Annotated in this window: 17 protein-coding genes; 7 read left to right on the top strand and 10 right to left on the bottom strand. The window is 61.1% G+C overall.

From position 1 onward, the window contains the following. Window positions 1-32: 32 nt before the first annotated feature. On the bottom strand, window positions 33-755 hold the full coding sequence (locus tag NCS67_RS21445; protein WP_250436491.1) for a haloacid dehalogenase type II: 723 nt from the start codon (window positions 753-755) through the stop codon (window positions 33-35). Between the two features lie 186 nt (window positions 756-941). On the opposite strand from NCS67_RS21445, the gene NCS67_RS21440 reads away from it, so the two are divergent. Continuing rightward, entirely contained in the window at window positions 942-1652 is a 711-nt protein-coding gene (locus tag NCS67_RS21440; RefSeq protein ID WP_175980772.1) for an SDR family NAD(P)-dependent oxidoreductase, read from the top strand. A gap of 69 nt (window positions 1653-1721) precedes the next feature. Then, the gene (locus tag NCS67_RS21435) at window positions 1722-1958 is read left to right on the top strand and encodes a tautomerase family protein (protein WP_008347957.1); all 237 of its coding nucleotides are present in this window, start codon (window positions 1722-1724) and stop codon (window positions 1956-1958) included. A gap of 60 nt (window positions 1959-2018) precedes the next feature. On the opposite strand, the gene treA is transcribed toward NCS67_RS21435, so the two are convergent. Together treA and NCS67_RS21425 are read right to left on the bottom strand one after the other, a co-directional pair. Beyond that, complete coding sequence (gene treA, locus NCS67_RS21430) at window positions 2019-3668, bottom strand: alpha,alpha-trehalase TreA (protein ID WP_250436490.1); 1650 nt, start codon at window positions 3666-3668, stop codon at window positions 2019-2021. Window positions 3669-3801: 133 nt separating this feature from the next. Further along, entirely contained in the window at window positions 3802-4695 is an 894-nt protein-coding gene (locus NCS67_RS21425) for a helix-turn-helix domain-containing protein (protein WP_250436489.1), read from the bottom strand. A 136-nt stretch (window positions 4696-4831) separates the two neighbouring features. Here NCS67_RS21425 and NCS67_RS21420 point away from each other — a divergent pair, with 136 nt between their 5' ends. From NCS67_RS21420 to NCS67_RS21405, 4 genes are all read left to right on the top strand, one after another. Beyond that, complete coding sequence (locus tag NCS67_RS21420) at window positions 4832-5671, top strand: SDR family NAD(P)-dependent oxidoreductase (protein ID WP_250436487.1); 840 nt, start codon at window positions 4832-4834, stop codon at window positions 5669-5671. A gap of 60 nt (window positions 5672-5731) precedes the next feature. Further along, on the top strand, window positions 5732-7477 hold the full coding sequence (locus NCS67_RS21415) for an FAD-dependent oxidoreductase (RefSeq protein WP_250436485.1): 1746 nt from the start codon (window positions 5732-5734) through the stop codon (window positions 7475-7477). Continuing rightward, window positions 7474-7809, top strand: a complete 336-nt coding sequence (locus tag NCS67_RS21410) for an NIPSNAP family protein (RefSeq protein WP_008347947.1) — start codon at window positions 7474-7476, stop codon at window positions 7807-7809. Before NCS67_RS21415 ends, NCS67_RS21410 begins: the two co-directional genes overlap by 4 nt. 71 nt (window positions 7810-7880) lie before the next feature. Continuing rightward, window positions 7881-9245, top strand: a complete 1365-nt coding sequence (locus NCS67_RS21405; RefSeq protein WP_250436484.1) for an MFS transporter — start codon at window positions 7881-7883, stop codon at window positions 9243-9245. Here the strand turns inward: NCS67_RS21405 and NCS67_RS21400 are convergent. The 6 genes from NCS67_RS21400 to NCS67_RS21375 all read right to left on the bottom strand — a co-directional run bounded on the left by NCS67_RS21400 (window position 9227) and on the right by NCS67_RS21375 (window position 13105). Continuing rightward, the gene (locus NCS67_RS21400; protein ID WP_250436483.1) at window positions 9227-9760 is read right to left on the bottom strand and encodes an Ohr family peroxiredoxin; all 534 of its coding nucleotides are present in this window, start codon (window positions 9758-9760) and stop codon (window positions 9227-9229) included. The genes NCS67_RS21405 and NCS67_RS21400 overlap by 19 nt on opposite strands. Window positions 9761-9799: 39 nt before the next feature. Further along, complete coding sequence (locus NCS67_RS21395; RefSeq protein ID WP_250436482.1) at window positions 9800-9973, bottom strand: NAD-dependent epimerase/dehydratase family protein; 174 nt, start codon at window positions 9971-9973, stop codon at window positions 9800-9802. 117 nt (window positions 9974-10090) lie between these two features. After that, a complete protein-coding gene (locus NCS67_RS21390) occupies window positions 10091-11104 on the bottom strand; it encodes a LysR family transcriptional regulator (RefSeq protein ID WP_250436481.1) in 1014 nt (337 codons plus the stop codon). 76 nt (window positions 11105-11180) lie between these two features. After that, entirely contained in the window at window positions 11181-11588 is a 408-nt protein-coding gene (locus tag NCS67_RS21385) for a cupin domain-containing protein (protein WP_175980755.1), read from the bottom strand. 38 nt (window positions 11589-11626) lie between these two features. Next, entirely contained in the window at window positions 11627-12106 is a 480-nt protein-coding gene (locus NCS67_RS21380; protein ID WP_175980753.1) for a carboxymuconolactone decarboxylase family protein, read from the bottom strand. Between the two features lie 117 nt (window positions 12107-12223). Continuing rightward, window positions 12224-13105: an RNA polymerase sigma-70 factor gene (locus NCS67_RS21375; RefSeq protein WP_250436480.1), complete on the bottom strand. Its 882-nt coding sequence runs from the start codon at window positions 13103-13105 to the stop codon at window positions 12224-12226. Window positions 13106-13250: 145 nt separating this feature from the next. Between NCS67_RS21375 and NCS67_RS21370 the strand changes: the two genes are divergently transcribed. Continuing rightward, the gene (locus tag NCS67_RS21370) at window positions 13251-14540 is read left to right on the top strand and encodes an MFS transporter (protein WP_250436479.1); all 1290 of its coding nucleotides are present in this window, start codon (window positions 13251-13253) and stop codon (window positions 14538-14540) included. On the opposite strand, the gene NCS67_RS21365 is transcribed toward NCS67_RS21370, so the two are convergent. After that, entirely contained in the window at window positions 14491-15543 is a 1053-nt protein-coding gene (locus tag NCS67_RS21365) for a helix-turn-helix transcriptional regulator (RefSeq protein WP_250436478.1), read from the bottom strand. The genes NCS67_RS21370 and NCS67_RS21365 overlap by 50 nt on opposite strands. Between the last annotated feature and the right edge of the window lie 163 nt (window positions 15544-15706).

The raw sequence follows: 15706 nt of genomic DNA, 5'->3' as shown, positions 1-15706 counted from the left end.
TCCAGCTCGTCATTGGCCGATGCTCGCAGCGCTCACGCACCCACGGCATCGGCCAATTCGTTCATATCCTTGGCAACGACATCCCAATCGCTTTCGGCTTTTAAATCCACTGTCTGAGCGGGACCGCGTTCATAGGGCCGTGCGATGAACGCCGTGCGCAACCCACACCTTCTTGCCGCCGCGAGATCGTCGTTATGCGCGGCGACGAGACATACTTCTTCCGGCGTCAGCATCAACACTTCGGCCGTGCGTAAATACGCCTGCGGATCGGGCTTATAGATTTGCGCAATCTCCGCGCCGAGAATCGCATCCCAAGGCAGACCGGCGCGCTTCGCCATATCGACCATTAATCGAATATTGCCGTTCGAAAGCGGCGCGATGATATGGCGCGCCTTGAGCCGTTGCAAACCCGTTATCGAATCCGGCCACGGATCGAGCCGATGCCATGCAAGATTCAACTCTTCGAGCGCTTCTGCAGCCACGGCATTCGGATCGATGCCGAACTCCGGCAGCACGTCGAGCAGATTCTCGCGATGCAGCACATCGAGCCGCACGAATGGCCGCTCCCCGTTGATCACCTTGCGCATCGCAGGCACGTAGCGGCTTCGCCATGCATCGGCGAACGCTTCGGGCGTTGCGTCGATCGCGCCGTGGCGTTGAAGAAATGGCGCAGCCTCGCGTGCAACTCCGCCGCGCCAGTCCACTACCGTGCCGAATACGTCGAACACGAAGGCCCTTACGTTTTGCAGCGTCACGTCGTTTCTCCTATCGGTGATTCATTCGTCTGATCGATTTCGCTGCGGCCCATTTGTTCCTCGCACGCAAGACTGATTGTCCATCACGGGTGTACGCAAGGAATCTCGAAAGGCCTAGATTACGAGCCATCGGAGCCGTCGGTCCGATCCGCAACAGGCCCAAACCAACATTCATCGAGGTTCATCATGAGCAACGCAAGCAAAGTCGCTATCGTTACCGGTGCATCGCAAGGCATCGGCGCTGAAATCGTCAAGGCATTCCGTGCGCAAGGTTATCGCGTCGTCGCGACCGCCCGTTCAATTCAGCAACCGGACGATCCGAACGTCGTCGCTGTCGCCGGTGATATCGGCGATCGCGCCACCGCGCAGCGCGTGGTCGAAGCGGCAATCGCAAAGTTCGGCCGCATCGATACGCTCGTCAACAACGCCGGCATATTCGTCGCAAAGCCTTTCACGCAATATACGCAGGAAGACTATGCCGCGGTTCTGAACGTGAATGTGAATGGCTTCTTCCACATCACGCAACTGGCTATCGAGCAAATGGAAAAGAACAAGAGCGGCCACATCGTCAGCATCACGACGTCGCTCGTGGATCATGCGGTAAGCGGCGTGCCTTCGGTATTGGCGTCGCTGACCAAGGGCGGTCTGAATTCCGCGACAAAGTCGCTTGCTATCGAGTATGCGAAGTCAGGCATTCGCGCGAATGCAGTGTCGCCCGGCATCATCAAGTCGCCGATGCATGCGCCCGAAACGCACGACGCGCTCGGCGCACTCCATCCGATGGGACACATGGGCGAAATGAGCGACATCGCGAACGCGGTGCTGTATCTTGATGCGGCGCCGTTCGTGACGGGCGAGATCCTGCACGTCGACGGCGGTCAAAGCGCGGGACATTGATCGATTCTTTGCCCGTTGACGATGCGCCTCTCGCAGGCGCTTCGTCGTTTCCCACTCAAGGAGATCGTCATGCCGATCGTAACGATTCAGGTGACACGCGAAGGCAACAAGCCCGGCACGAACGCGGTGACTGCCGAGGAAAAGAAGCAACTCATCGAGGGCGCGAGCCAACTCCTTCTCGAAGTATTGAACAAGCCGCTCGATACCACGTTCGTCGTCATCCAGGAAGTGGAAATGGAGAACTGGGGCGTGGGCGGCATGACAGTACCGGAATATCGGCGGCAAAAGCAGGCGAAGAAGGATTGACGCGAACCGAAACGCGGGCATCGCTACATGACCTTTGACGATGCCCGCCGTTTCATCGGCTCATTGCCCCGGCGAATAGAGATCGAGCAGTTTCAGCGTCACGCCATTCGTCCATCCGAAACCATCCTGTAACGGATATTCCCCACCTCCTCCGCCGCCCGTTCCACTACCTTCCACGATGTACTTCTCAACGAGCTTATGTTGAGTGTTATAGACGTTATTCACGTCGGCAAGAAAGCGCGTGCCGATCTGTTGCGCGAGATCGCTGCGCCCATAGCGCTTCAATCCTTGCACGGCGATCCAGTGCAATGGCGCCCAGCCATTCGGCGCGTCCCATTGCTGCGTCGTGTTGTACGTGGTCGTCGTGAGTCCGCCCGGCTTGAGCAAGATCGCTTCGACGGTTTCCGCGGTCTTGTGCGCGCGCTCCGGCCACGCCACGTTGGCGAAGAGCGGATAGAGCATAGCAGCCGATGGGTTGTTGCGCGGCTGACCGAGTTTCCAGTCGTAATCGCCGTAATACCCGTTCTTGTTCCAGAGATATCTGTTGATGCCGATCGCGCGTTTGGCCGCACGCCCCACGAATTCGCCGACACAACGGAAATCACGCGCCTCGCCGCAACCGATTGCGATCGTCGTTTCGAGGTGGAACATCAGGCTATTCAAATCGACGGGAATGATCGATGTCGTGCGGATCGTCGCAAGCGTCATATTGTCGCCGAACCAGCGCGAGCTGAAGTCCCAGCCGCTTTCAGCCGCCGCACGCAAGTCGCGATACACCTCGTTCGCCGGACGGTTCGTGACCAGCTTGGCGGTCGCCACGTCTTCCGAGTAGGACTCGTCGCGCGGCGTATCGCGTTCGTCCCAATACCGATTGAGCACGGTCTTGTCCGGCATCATCACGACGTTGCGTACCGCGCCGCCTGGCTGCAGCGTATCCGCTCCTTGCATCCAGTAATCATGTTCGCGGCGCAATTGCGGTAAATACTTCTGATAAACACGTCCACCTTCCTTGTGCGCGGCAAGTTCGACCATATAGGAGAAGAACGGCGGCTGCGAACGGCTCACATAGTATGTGCGATTGCCATTCGGAATATGGCCGATCGTGTCGATCAGATACGCGAAGTTATCGAGCATATCGTCGACGAGATCTTCGCGGCCTGCCTCCTGCAGACCGAGCATCGTGAAATAGGTATCCCAGTAGTAACCTTCCCGAAAGCGTCCGCCAGGCACCACGTACTGCTTTGGCATCGGAATCAGGGAACTGTTGGCGGGTACGTTCGCGGTCGTCGTCAGACGCGTGAGTGCGGGCCAAAGCCAGTCGATATGTTCGCGCAGGCTCTGATTCGGCGGCGGCGTAATCACCTGATCAGTTGGCGGCGTGAAGTATTGTGCGACGAACGTCGCGAGCGAGAAGCCCGGCACCGACATCTGCTGATGATAAGCCTGCACGATCTGCGCGGGGTCAATCTTGGGTATGGCATCGACGAAAGTCTTCTGATCGGGATAGACGCCCTGCGTCTGCACGGCGACGAAAAGGTCACCGTATAACTCGCTGGGTGGCGGCAGAAGCGTATACGCCGTTTGTGCATCGGCATAGGCGACATTGGCAGCCGAGCTCATGACGAGCCAGGCGCACAGCATTCCGCGTGCCTTTATGCGGAAGCGCCGCGACGCGTCGTGCGCCGCTCGATCCGATGACAGTACGATCATGTTCACTCCTTCGAAGGGTGATTAAACCGGACTGGTCTCGCTCGGGCCTTTCTTGTTGTTATCGATTTACAGCACGGCGAAGCATCGCACGCTTGTACGAAGCTGGCAACCCTCGAAGAAGGAAGCGAACGGGCTATTGAATGGCCAGCGCCTTGTGCGCTTCCGCCTGGAATTGGGTCGGCGTGACGCCGGTCTGCTTGCGAAAATAGCGGCTGAAATAAGCGATATCGGCAAAGCCCAGTCCATGTGCGATCTGCTTGACCGACATGCTGGAATAAACGAGATCGCGCTGCGCCTCGCGCACAAGATGCTCGTTGATCATTGCGAGCGGCGAACTCGAGATCTCTTCGCGGCATATCCGCCCGAGTTGTGTGACCGTCATGCCGAGCTTCTGCGCATAGAACTCGACAGGTCGATGCTCGCGAAAATGCGCGGCCACCAGTTCCCTGAAGCGCTTGATCTGCTGCGCCCGCCTTTCGGTCGATGCGACACTCGGCGCAGATGCGCTTTCGCATAGGCGCACGACATGCACAAAGAGTGCAATCAATAGCGACATGCCCGCCGCCATGTGACCGCGATTCGTCGCGCGGAATTCCTTCTCGAGCAATTCGACGATCGGCACGAATGCGCTTTCCTCCACGGAGTGGGCACTCATGCGCGAGACGCCTGCGCGTTGCAACACCGGAACGAGTCCCGGCGCCGCGATCGATGCCAGCGCCTCGATCGATCTTTGCGCGACGGTCACGACGAGACCATCCACGTTCGGCGCGAAGTTGAATCCATGAACCGTTTGCGCGGGCAGCATGATGACGCACGGCGGCACGAGATCGATCATGCTGTTCTCGATCAGCACTTGCCCGCCGCCGCCGCGAATGTACAGAAATTGCAAGAGCGCATCGTGGCGATGCGCGTCGATATGCCAGTCGTTGGGCGCGCTGCGCTCGACGATCCATTCGAAGTTGAACGCGTCATACCACGGTGGACGCGCCGATTCCCCGTACAAGTTGTAGTTAGGGATTTTCCTCATATCCTGCGTCTCCTGATGCACAAATTGTCCTGTCGTCTGCGTCCTTTGTCCAATCTTTCGTGCATGGGCGTGAATATACTTTTTTCACAGGCAAGGCTATCGGCGCCTTTGCATCGAACGAACTCAGGAGACAAGGATGACTAATCAGGCCGCGCGGGATCACACCGCGCAGCATTGGCTCGGCCTCGAATCGAGCGTATGCGTAGTGACGGGTTCGGCCGGCGGAATCGGGCGCGCCATTGCATCGACATTCGCCGATGCGGGCGCAAGGCTCGCATTACTCGATCGCGATGAAGCGGGCTGCAACGATGCGGCGCAAGCATTGCGCGCGACTGGCGTCGATGCTATCGCCATAACTTGCGATATCGGCGATGCAACGAGCGTGAACCGCGCACGCGATCAGGTTGCACGCAAGTTCGGTCAGGTCGATGTGCTCGTCAATAACGCAGGTCTGTTGCGCGCGGGCGGCATCGAAGATATCGGCCTCGATGCATGGAATGCGATGCTCGCCGTCAATCTCACCGGCTACATGTTATGTGCGCAGGCATTCGGGCGCGACATGCTCGCGCGCGGCGCCGGAAGCATCGTGCATATCGCATCGGTGGCGGCGCATCATCCGCAGACGTGGAGCGGCGCATATAGCCCGAGCAAGGCGGGCATCGCAATGTTATCCCGTCAGATCGCCGCCGAATGGGGCGGGCGCGGCGTGCGCAGCAATACGGTCTGCCCCGGCATGATCCGCACGCCGCTTTCGATGGCGTTCTATGAGCAAGGCGATGTCGAAGCGCGCCGCAGCGCAATGATCGCAAGCCGGCGCATCGGCGAACCGCGCGATATCGCCGAGGTGGTTGCATTCCTCGCAAGCCAGCGCGCGGCCTATGTGAACGGCGCGGAGCTTGCCGTCGACGGCGGCTTCGAATGCATGTTGATGGATCTCGTTCCACGTCCCGGCTTCGAAGCGCCGCGCAACGCCTGACACGCTGCTTCTCATCTCACGGGCGTGCGAAGCGCCCGGCTTCAATCAAAGGACTTCATCATGACTACCGTAACGCGGTCGTCCGATCTCGCTTGCGATGTGCTCGTGATCGGCTCGGGCGCCGGCGGCCTTTCCACGGCCATTACAGCGAAGAAGCAAGGGCTCGACGTGATCGTCGTCGAGAAGGAGGAATACTTCGGCGGCACGACCGCGTTCTCGGGCGGCGTCTTGTGGATACCGGGAAATCGCCACGCGAAAGAAGCGGGCGTGCAGGATACGCGCGAAGCCGCAGTTCGATACATGCGCAGCGAAACGGGCGCGATGTATGACGAAGCAGCCGTCGAAGCGTTCCTTGAAAGCGGCCCACGCATGATCGAATTCTTCGAGCGCGAGACCTCGGTCGAATTTCTGCCGACGCTCTACCCCGACTATCATCCCGATGCGCCGGGCGGTGTCGACGTGGGACGTTCCGTCGTTGCAAAACCGTTCGACGCACGCGCGCTTGGCAAGGACATCGTGCGCCTGCGCCCGCCGCTCAAGACGATAACTTTCATCGGCATGATGTTCAATTCGTCGAGCGCGGATCTCAAGCATTTCTTTAACGCGACGAAATCGATCGAATCCGCGTGGTATGTCGCGAAGCGACTCGCGAGCCATATCCGGGAACTCGCACAATACAAGCGCGGCGTGCAGATCACGAGCGGCAACGCACTCGCCGCGCGCCTCGCGAAATCCACGCTCGATCTCGGCATTCCGATTCACACGCGAACGGGCGCGAAAGAACTGATTACGGTGAAGGGCCGCGTGACCGGGGCGATCGTGATTGCGAACGGACATGAAACGCGCATCGTTGCGCGACGCGGTGTCGTGCTGGCGTGTGGCGGCTTCTCTCACGATGTCGCGCGCATCGCAAAGGCCTATCCGCATGTGCGGCGCGGCGGCGAACATGTATCGCCTGTGCCGGCAGGCAATACCGGCGATGGCGCGCGCATGGCCGAGCGCGTGGGCGGACGTGTCGATGTTCGCTATCCGCAGCCCGCTGCGTGGATGCCGGTCTCGCGCGTGCCGCTAAAAGGCGGCAAATACGGCGTGTTCCCGCATCTGCTCGATCGCTACAAGCCGGGCTTGATCGGCGTGACACGCAGCGGCGTGCGCTTCACCAACGAATCGAATTCCTACCACGATGTCGGCGCAGCGATGATCGAAGCCTGTCGCGATGAAAGCGAAACAGCCATGTGGCTCATCTGCGATCACGCGACGATTCGCAAATACGGCCTCGGCTTTGTAAAGCCCGCGCCGCTACCGGTCGGTCCTCATCTGAAGAACGGTTATCTCGTCAAAGGCCGCACGCTCGCGGAACTGGCACGGCAGACAGGCATCGACGCCACAGCGCTCGAAGCGACGGTTCGCGACTATAACCGCGATGCCACGCATGGCAAGGACACTGCTTTCGGCCGTGGCACGACATCTTTCAACCGCTATCTCGGCGATGCCGCTCACAAGCCGAATCCTTGCATCGCACCGATTGGCGACGGTCCGTACTACGCGCTCAAGGTCGTTATGGGCGATCTCGGCACCTTCGACGGAATCGCGACGAATCCGCATGGCCAGGTACTCAAGGGCAGCGAGCCGATACCAGGGCTCTATGCCGTCGGCAACGACCGCGCGAGCGTCATGGGCGGCAACTACCCCGGCGCGGGCATCACGCTCGGTCCAATCATGACGTTCGGTTATCTCACCGGATTGCATCTCGCGGGCAGCGTCGACGCGCACGCGAAGTCCAGCGAATTGAGGAGCGCAGCATGAGCAAGCCTTTCATCGATCACCGCATCTATACGATCAAGCCGCGCGGCATGTCGGAATTCATCGACGTATTCGACCGTCTAGCGATGCCTATTCAGACCAGATATCTCGGCGCGCCCGTAGGTTTCTATATGAGCGATATCGGCGCGTTGAATCAGGTCGTGCATCTGTGGGGCTACGAGAGCATCGCGGATTACGACCAGCGGCGCACCGCGCGCGACAACGACCCCGAATGGCCCGCTTATCTGCATGCGTCGGCGCATCTCATCGTCGCCCAGGAAAGCCGCATCATCAGGCGCGTCGAGTTCAAGAGTCTTTCGCCAGCGGTTCGATAAACGCGCGGCATAGCGGCACGACGAAGGCCGCATTCTTCCGCTTGCACATGAATGAATGGAGACATAACGGCATGGAAAAGAACGTCGGGACCATCGAGGTCCAGAGCTTTATCGACGGCGAGCGCTTCTCGCCCTATCAATGGGTCATTCTGATCCTGTGCTTTCTCGTCGTCGCGGCCGACGGTTTCGATACCGCGGCAATCGGTTTTATCGCGCCGTCGTTGATCGGCGACTGGGGCATCACGCGCGCCGCGTTAGGCCCGGTGATGAGTGCGGCGCTCGTCGGTCTCGGCATCGGCGCGCTCGTGGCCGGGCCGGCCGCGGACCGTATCGGACGCAAGGCGGTGCTTGCCCTTTCCGTGTTCTTCTTTGGCGTATGGAGCCTCGCATCGGCACAAGCAAGCTCAGTCGAAACACTAACCGCGTGGCGCTTTCTCACCGGCCTGGGTCTCGGCGCGGCAATGCCCAACGCGGTCACGCTGATGTCCGAATACGCACCGGCGCGCGTTCGTGCTATCGCCGTCAATGCGATGTTCTGCGGCTTCTCCGTAGGACTATCGCTTGGCGGGCTCTGCGCCGCATGGCTCATACCGCATTTCGGCTGGCAAAGCGTGCTCGTCGCCGGCGGACTCGGTCCTATCGTGCTCACCGTGCTGTTGCTCGTTCTGTTGCCCGAGTCCGCACAGTTCATGGTCGTGAGACAACGCCCTACGCGAAAGATCGCGCGCGTCCTGCGCCGCATCTCGAACGATCTGCGTCTCGCGGAAGGCGCGCGCGTCACGTTCACTTCTGCCGATACGCGCACGGCCGGCGCCGACAAATCTTCGCTCGGCATCATCGTCTCGCGTCCCTATCGCTTTGGCACGTCCATGTTATGGCTCGCCTATTTCATGGGGCTGATGATCTTCTATCTGCTGACGAACTGGCTTCCTACGCTTTTCAAGGATGCAGGCTTCTCCGCCGAGCGCGCTGCGCTCACGACATCGCTCTTTCCGCTCGGCGGCATTCTCGGCAACCTGTGCCTTGGCTGGGTGATGGGCAAGGCCAATCCGCGACGCGTGAACGCGTGCGCTTATGTGCTCGCAGCGGCGATGGTGCTGACAATCGGACGCGGCATCGCGGATCAGTTCTGGCTTGCTCTGCTGATCTTCCTGACCGGAACAGCGGTGACGAGCGCGGTTACATCGATGTCGGCGCTCGCCGCGTCGTTCTATCCGACGCGAAGCCGCGCGACCGGCGTCGCATGGATGCTTGGCATCGGCCGCATGGGCGCGGTCGCGGGCGCAATGACCGGCGGCGTGCTCATGAGCATGGGGCTGCAATTTGGCGCGGTCTTCACGCTGCTCGCGATTCCCGCAATCATCGCCGCGTTCGCGTTGGGCGCGTTGAGCCGGCGCGATAGAGCGAGTGAAGCCACTCAACGTTTGATGACTTGATGTGCTTTCGAGGCATCGTCGGTATTTGCAAGCGCAACTATGTTGACGATGCCTTGACGCGCCATCTTCGTATAAGGGCAAAAGCGTTCCGTGCTGCGCACGAGTTCCTCAGCTACGCTGCGTTCGATGCCGGGCATCTGCACGCGTGTGTGGGCGGTCAACACGAAGAGCCCGTTCATCGGATCGCGGCTGAATTCGACCGTGACGTACACGCTTGCAGCCGCGACAACGATGCCGGCGCGCGCCGCAAGCAGGACCATCGCGCCATGAAAACATGCAGCGTAGGCCGCGGCGAACAGTTGCTCGGGGTTCGTGCCGCCGCCGGGACCGCCGAGCGCCTCGGGCATACGCAGGTCAAGAGCGAGATTGCCGTCGTCGGATCGTGCCTCGCCCGTCGCGCGGCCATGTCCCGCATCGCCACCCGTCACCGCGACGGTCGTCGAATACAGGGGTTGCACGTCGCGTCCTTGATACCTGTCGAGCAGGCTGACGGGCGGCGGATCGATATGCTCCATGGCGGTCATCCATTCTTCGCGCGAACGTTGCACGATCGCTCAAGGCGCCGCGACCTCGCGCGCGTCCTGCAACCCTTCTTGCAGGCCCTTTCCTGTCATCGTGTCGACGCCTGATGCCGGCGATGCCGCGATTACTTCGTGCCCGCGCGCACGCAGACGCTCCACGACCTTGCTGCCGATGAGTCCGCTTCCGCCGATGACTACGGTGTTCATGATTTCCTCCTCGAAACGATGCGCGAATGCGCGAATGCGCGATGATGACGCATCGTAGGCGTGCAGGCGTGCATCCGGTAGCGCCTCGCACGGATGCGCAGTGTTGCCTTCGATGCATCAATCGGTTGAGATGAGCTGCTGCACGCCCGCACGTGGGTTCGTGATGAACGTCGTCAGGCAATGCAGATCAAGCGCCCGCGTCTGCTCGGTCATGTAATCGACGAATACACGCACGCGCGCGGGCAAATGCTTGCGGCTGAGATAGCAAAGATAGTGGCCGCCATCGTCGGGCGCGTATTGCGCGAGACAGGTGACGAGGCGCCCCGCCTTGAGCGAATCGCAGACGAGATACGCAGGCAGTTGTGCGATGCCCTGCCCGTCGAGCACTGCTTGCAGCATCAGGTCGATATCGTTGAAGGTTTGCCGGGCCGCAGGCGAGCGCTTTCGCGCAAGGCCGTCGACCTTGAATTCCCATTCAGCGATGCGCCCCGCCGGCGCGCGGAAATTGATGCAGCGATGGTCGTCGAGATCGTCGACATGACGCGGCAGGCCGTGCTCGCGCGCATACGCCGGCGATGCGCAGACGATCATCTGCATCGGAATCAATTGCTTTGCAACGACTTCGCTATCTTCCATGTGACCATCGCGAAACGCGACATCCACCCGATCTGCCGTGAAATCGCACGGACGATCGTTCAGCAGCAGTTCGAGTGCGATGTCCGGATAGCGTGCATTAAAGCCGGCTAGAAGCGGCGCGACGACCTTGCGGCCGAAGCCCGGTGCCGACGCGATGCGCAAGTGACCGCGTGGCGCCCCGTTGCGCAACTCGCGCATGTCCTCCAGCGCCTGCACGATGCGCTCCACGCCTGGCTGACAATTCTTGTAGAAGAGCTCGCCTTCGCGTGTGAGCGACGTGCTGCGCGTCGTGCGCAGGAAGAGACGCGCATCGAGCTGTGCTTCCAGCTTCTGTACGTTGCGGCTGACGGCGGAACGGCCGATGCCCAGGCGGTCGCTCGCTTTCGCGAAGCTGCCTTCGTTGGCGACGGCAAGAAAAGAAACGACGCCCGCATAACTCGCTACGAAGCTATACGCGAGAGAATCGTCGGAATGACACACAAGGTCTGATGGCATGGCGGCACGAAACGTAGTGGCTCTGTCCAACAAGACGTTTGCGCCACACGGTTTGTGACGCGCCATGCCGAATTTTTTATTTAACGGGCGTCAGAACGGGCTTGTCCTTGTCTTTGAGAAGCAGCACGATGAATTTCGCGCGCTTCGTGTTGCTCGCGTTGCGTCCCACAGTGTGAATGTCGTCAGGGCCTTCATAAAAGGTATCGCCGGCTTTGAGCGTCACGGCCTTGCCGCCGCGAACCTGCATGACGATCGTACCTTCCAGGACATATACGTAGGCATGAGCGTCGTGACGATGCACGGGATCGACCGCGCCCGGAGGATACTCCACGCTGATCATCAGCGCCTCCTTGCCGGGATATTCCGGAAGCGGCTTCGTCATGAGTTCCTTGACGATGGCCTCCGGCGCCGCGTGCGCCGTGCTCGCCGCGAGCGCCGTGCATCCGAAGACGAGTGCAAGTCCCACGCGTTTGATGCTGTGCATGATCCGTTCTCCCATGATCGAACGACGGCGCGAACGCACTACGACAGGTTTGCCTTGTCCAGGCCGAAAGCTTTATCCGACGAACCCGGAACCGTCTGAAACGCGACATTCGCACGGTTCCACCCATTGATCTCGATGATGATGTACGTCAGATCCGACAACTCCTTCTCCGAAAACTGCTCACGCACGCGTGCAAAGAGATCGTCGGACACGCCATGCTCGGGAATGCGCGTCAGCACTTCGGTCCACGCGAGCGCGGCACGTTCGCGCGGCGAAAACAGCGGCGATTCACGCCAGATCGCAACGTGATGCGTGCGCAGTTCGCGCTCGCCATGAATCTTCGCTTCCTTCACATGCATATCGACGCAAAACGCACAGCCATTCATTTGCGATGCGCGAAGCGTCACGAGATCGCGGGTCGTCTGCTCGATCGAGCATTCACGCACCGCCTGACTGAACTCATAGAACTTCCGGAAAAGCTCGGGAGATTGTTGAATGTAGTTGATTCGCTGCGTCATGATGACTCCATGTCTGGTTGAAGATGGATGTCATCCTAGGTTTGCGCGGCTTGTCGCGGTAGACACGCGAACGTGCCCACGCTGTTGCCTCGCACGCATCAATCGAATCGCGAGCGTTCATGCATTGCCATGGCGAGCCGCAATGCGTTCGAGCTTATCCGGATTGCGCTGCACCTGTATGCGTACGATGCGTTCATCTTCGATATCGAAAGTCTGCGCGGATTCGAGCTTGCCGTCGATGAAACGCAGCAGCGCCCATTGCTCATTCAGCATGACGAGTTCGAGACACACGCCGTTTCCATACCGCAGAAAGGCCGCATAAAAAAGCTGCGCGATGCGTTTGCCGCCCAAAAGCGGTTTGGGGAAACTCTGCACGCGCCCGCCGCCATCGCCGATCAGCATGGCGTCCTCCGCGAGCATCGCGTGAATCGCTGCGAAATCGCCGAGCTCCATCGCGTGCGCGAATGCATGCAGCAAGCGCCTTTGAATCTCTCGCGACACCGAACGTCGCGGACGCTCTTCGCGTAGTTGTGCCTTGGCTCGGCTCACGAGCTGGCGGCATGCGGCCTCCGTCTTGCCGATGATGTTCGCGACCTCCGCATAGTCGGCGTCGAAGACCTCGCGCAACAGAAACGCCGCGCGCGCTTCGGGCGTGAGGCGTTCGAGCAGCATGAGGAACGCGACGGATACGTCGTCCGCGCGCTCCGTGACTTCCTCCGGCGTTGCCGGCGGCTCGGTGATCTGCGGCTCGGGCAGCCAGATGCCGGTGTAGTGTTCGCGCTGCAACTTCGCGGCGCGCAACCGGTCGATCGAATGGCGCGTCGTCACTGCGACGAGCCACGCCTCGGCATTCTCGATCGCTTCGCGAGCCGCCGCATGCCAGCGCAGCCATACGTCCTGCACGATATCCTCGGCTTCGGCGACCGAACCGAGCATGCGATACGCAATGCCCTGCAGACGAGGGCGCAAGCGGTCGAATTCGCGCGTGGCGTCATCCATGAAGGCGATTCCTCGTTACTGAACGTCTGTAAAGTCATCGGCTTGAAAGGAGATCGTATATTACGCGTGCGCGATATTCCTTTAAAGATATGAATAATACGGCCGTTAATATCGATGGCCAGAATCGAACGCGCCAATCTCATTCATGACTGAAATCGAACGTCCACAAGCGCCCGCGAGTCTGACCCGCATCATCGTAGCGACGGTGATCAGCAATGGCTTCGTCGCATACGACTTCACTGTGTACGGCTTCTCCGCGGCGATCATCGGGCGGCTGTTCTTTCCCGCGCATGATCCCGCCTCGTCTCTGCTGCTATCGCTCGCGACATTCGGCGCCGGCTTCGTGATGCGTCCGCTCGGCGCAGTGCTCATCGGACGATACGCGGATCGATGCGGACGCGAAGCCGGCATGCGGCTGTCGATCGCCGTGATGGCGCTGGGTACGTGGCTGATCGCATGCTTGCCGACGCACGCGGCGATCGGCGCGAGCGCGACCGTGCTGATCGTGGTCGCGCGGCTTTTGCAAGGACTCGCGGCGGGCGGCGAGATCGGACCGGCATCGGCGCTGCTGATGGAAGCCGTGCCTTATGAACGGCGCTGCTTCATCGTCAGCTGGCGTGGTGCGAGTCAGGGCGCGGCCGCGTGCGTGGCGGCGCTCGTCGGCGCGTGCACATCGGCGCTTCTGTCGCCGGAGCAACTCTTGCAATGGGGATGGCGCGTGCCCTTCTTCATCGGCGGACTGATCGCGCCGCTCGGATGGTTTCTGCGCCGCATGCCGGGCGACGCATCCACGTCGAAGCCCCGACCCGCGCGCACGCCGCTCGCAACTGTACTGCGCGAGCACGCGCGCCCGCTCGCATGCGGCATCCTGATGATGGCCGCGCCATCGTCGAGCATCTACATCGCCGTGCTGTACATGCCGAGCTATCTGACGCATACGCTGCAGCGGCCGCCTGTCATCAGCTTTCTGATCGCGTCGCTCTCCGGCCTCGTTATTCTGATCGTCACGCCGCTCGTCGCGCTTGCGGCCGATCGGCTGATGAGCCGCAAGACGCTGCAATATGCCTCGCTCTTCGCCGCGCTCGCGACGGCTTATCCCGCGTTTTATGCGCTCACGCGAGGCGCACCGGATGCGCTCGCGCTCGTCATCATCCTGCTCTATGTCGCAGTCGCGCTGAACAACGCGGGCGCCGCTTCGGTGCTCATGCTCGAAGCCTTCCCGAAGCATCGGCGCGCGGCGAGCCTCGCCGTGATCTATACCTTCGGCGTCGTCATCTTCGGGGGATTCTCGCCGTTGACGGTCGCATGGCTCGTCGGCGCGACGGGCAACGTAATGACGCCCGCGTGGTATCTGCTCGCCGCGAACTGCCTGACGCTTCTTGCGCTCAGCCGCTTTCCGGAAGGCCGCGCGAGTGCGCGGCGCGCATCCGCATGACGGGATCGCCACTCGTCGCGCGCAACAGTTCGAGCGCGCGCAGGCGCATCTCGAGCGGACTGACGTCGAACGCGCGGCGAAACGCGCGCGTGAAATCCGATGCGCTCTTGAAGCCGAGACCGAATGCGATATCCGCAATCTGCAGATTGGGAAACAGCGCGAGTTCGTCGGCCGCTTCGCGCAAGCGGCGAAGTCGAATATATGCGGCGAGCCCGCCCTCCTGCTCGAACCACCGATAGACTGTCGCGCGCTTGAGCCCGAGTGCCTCGACGATCGCGGTCGGCGTGAGATCGGCCTCATGCAGGCGCGTTTCGATGTAACGCTTCACCTGGCTCTTCACGGCCGTTTGCAGTGCGGCGCGTGAATCGCTCGCGGCATTCGGCTTGTCGGCGAATGCCCCGAGCAGGAGCCGCGCGCCGGCATCGAGCGCGTCAGCGGCGTCGGGCCGGTCGAGCACGGGCAATTCTCGCGCGGTGGCCTCGAAATGTTCGAACACGAAATGCACGAGCGGCGCTTGGTCGGGCAGCACGCGACCGTGCAACGCGTCGCAGTCGCCGATATGCGCGGCGACGATTGCACGCGGTACGAATATCGTCAGCACGCGGCACGCCGGACGTTCGACGCGAAAGCGCTGATTCAGATCGAGTGCGATGATGCCGCGCACAGAGCCAGGCGCGCTGCGCTTGACGCTCAGCCCGCTGACGTGACCGGTCTCGCCTTCCACATAGACGTGAAATGCGAAATCGCGACGCGTGTCAGTGGAGACGCGCGCGATAGATCGCTCGAGCACGAGCGCGTCGGTGCGCGCTTCCGTGAACACGAGGCCGCCCGCCGCATGCAAATCGATGCTGCCCGAGAAGCCGCGTGCAATCTGATCCTTGTCCGGCACGACATCGACCACATGCCCGACCCGATCGCGCCATGCGAGCAATTGACGCTCACGCGGACAGGCGCGCGTCGAAAAGTGCGTGGAAGTCTTCGGCGGATCGGAATCTGCGGGCATGTGCGGCAGTCGATGTTGTCGGGTCGTCCTTCGCGCTGTGGCGCGCACGATACGGGCCAGCAAATGAGACGCATGGTAAAGCGTATTTTGAATGCCGGTATATCGTGCTGGACGAGGAGCAGCGTGTGCGGCGTCGTGGGCGGCCAGGTCGGCGATTCCTTGC

The sequence above is a fragment of the Caballeronia sp. ATUFL_F2_KS9A genome (genome assembly GCF_023630765.1).
Lineage (GTDB): Bacteria > Pseudomonadota > Gammaproteobacteria > Burkholderiales > Burkholderiaceae > Caballeronia > Caballeronia zhejiangensis.
Note: the sequence above shows the minus strand (reverse complement) of the source record. Positions and strands in the feature narration are given on the sequence as shown.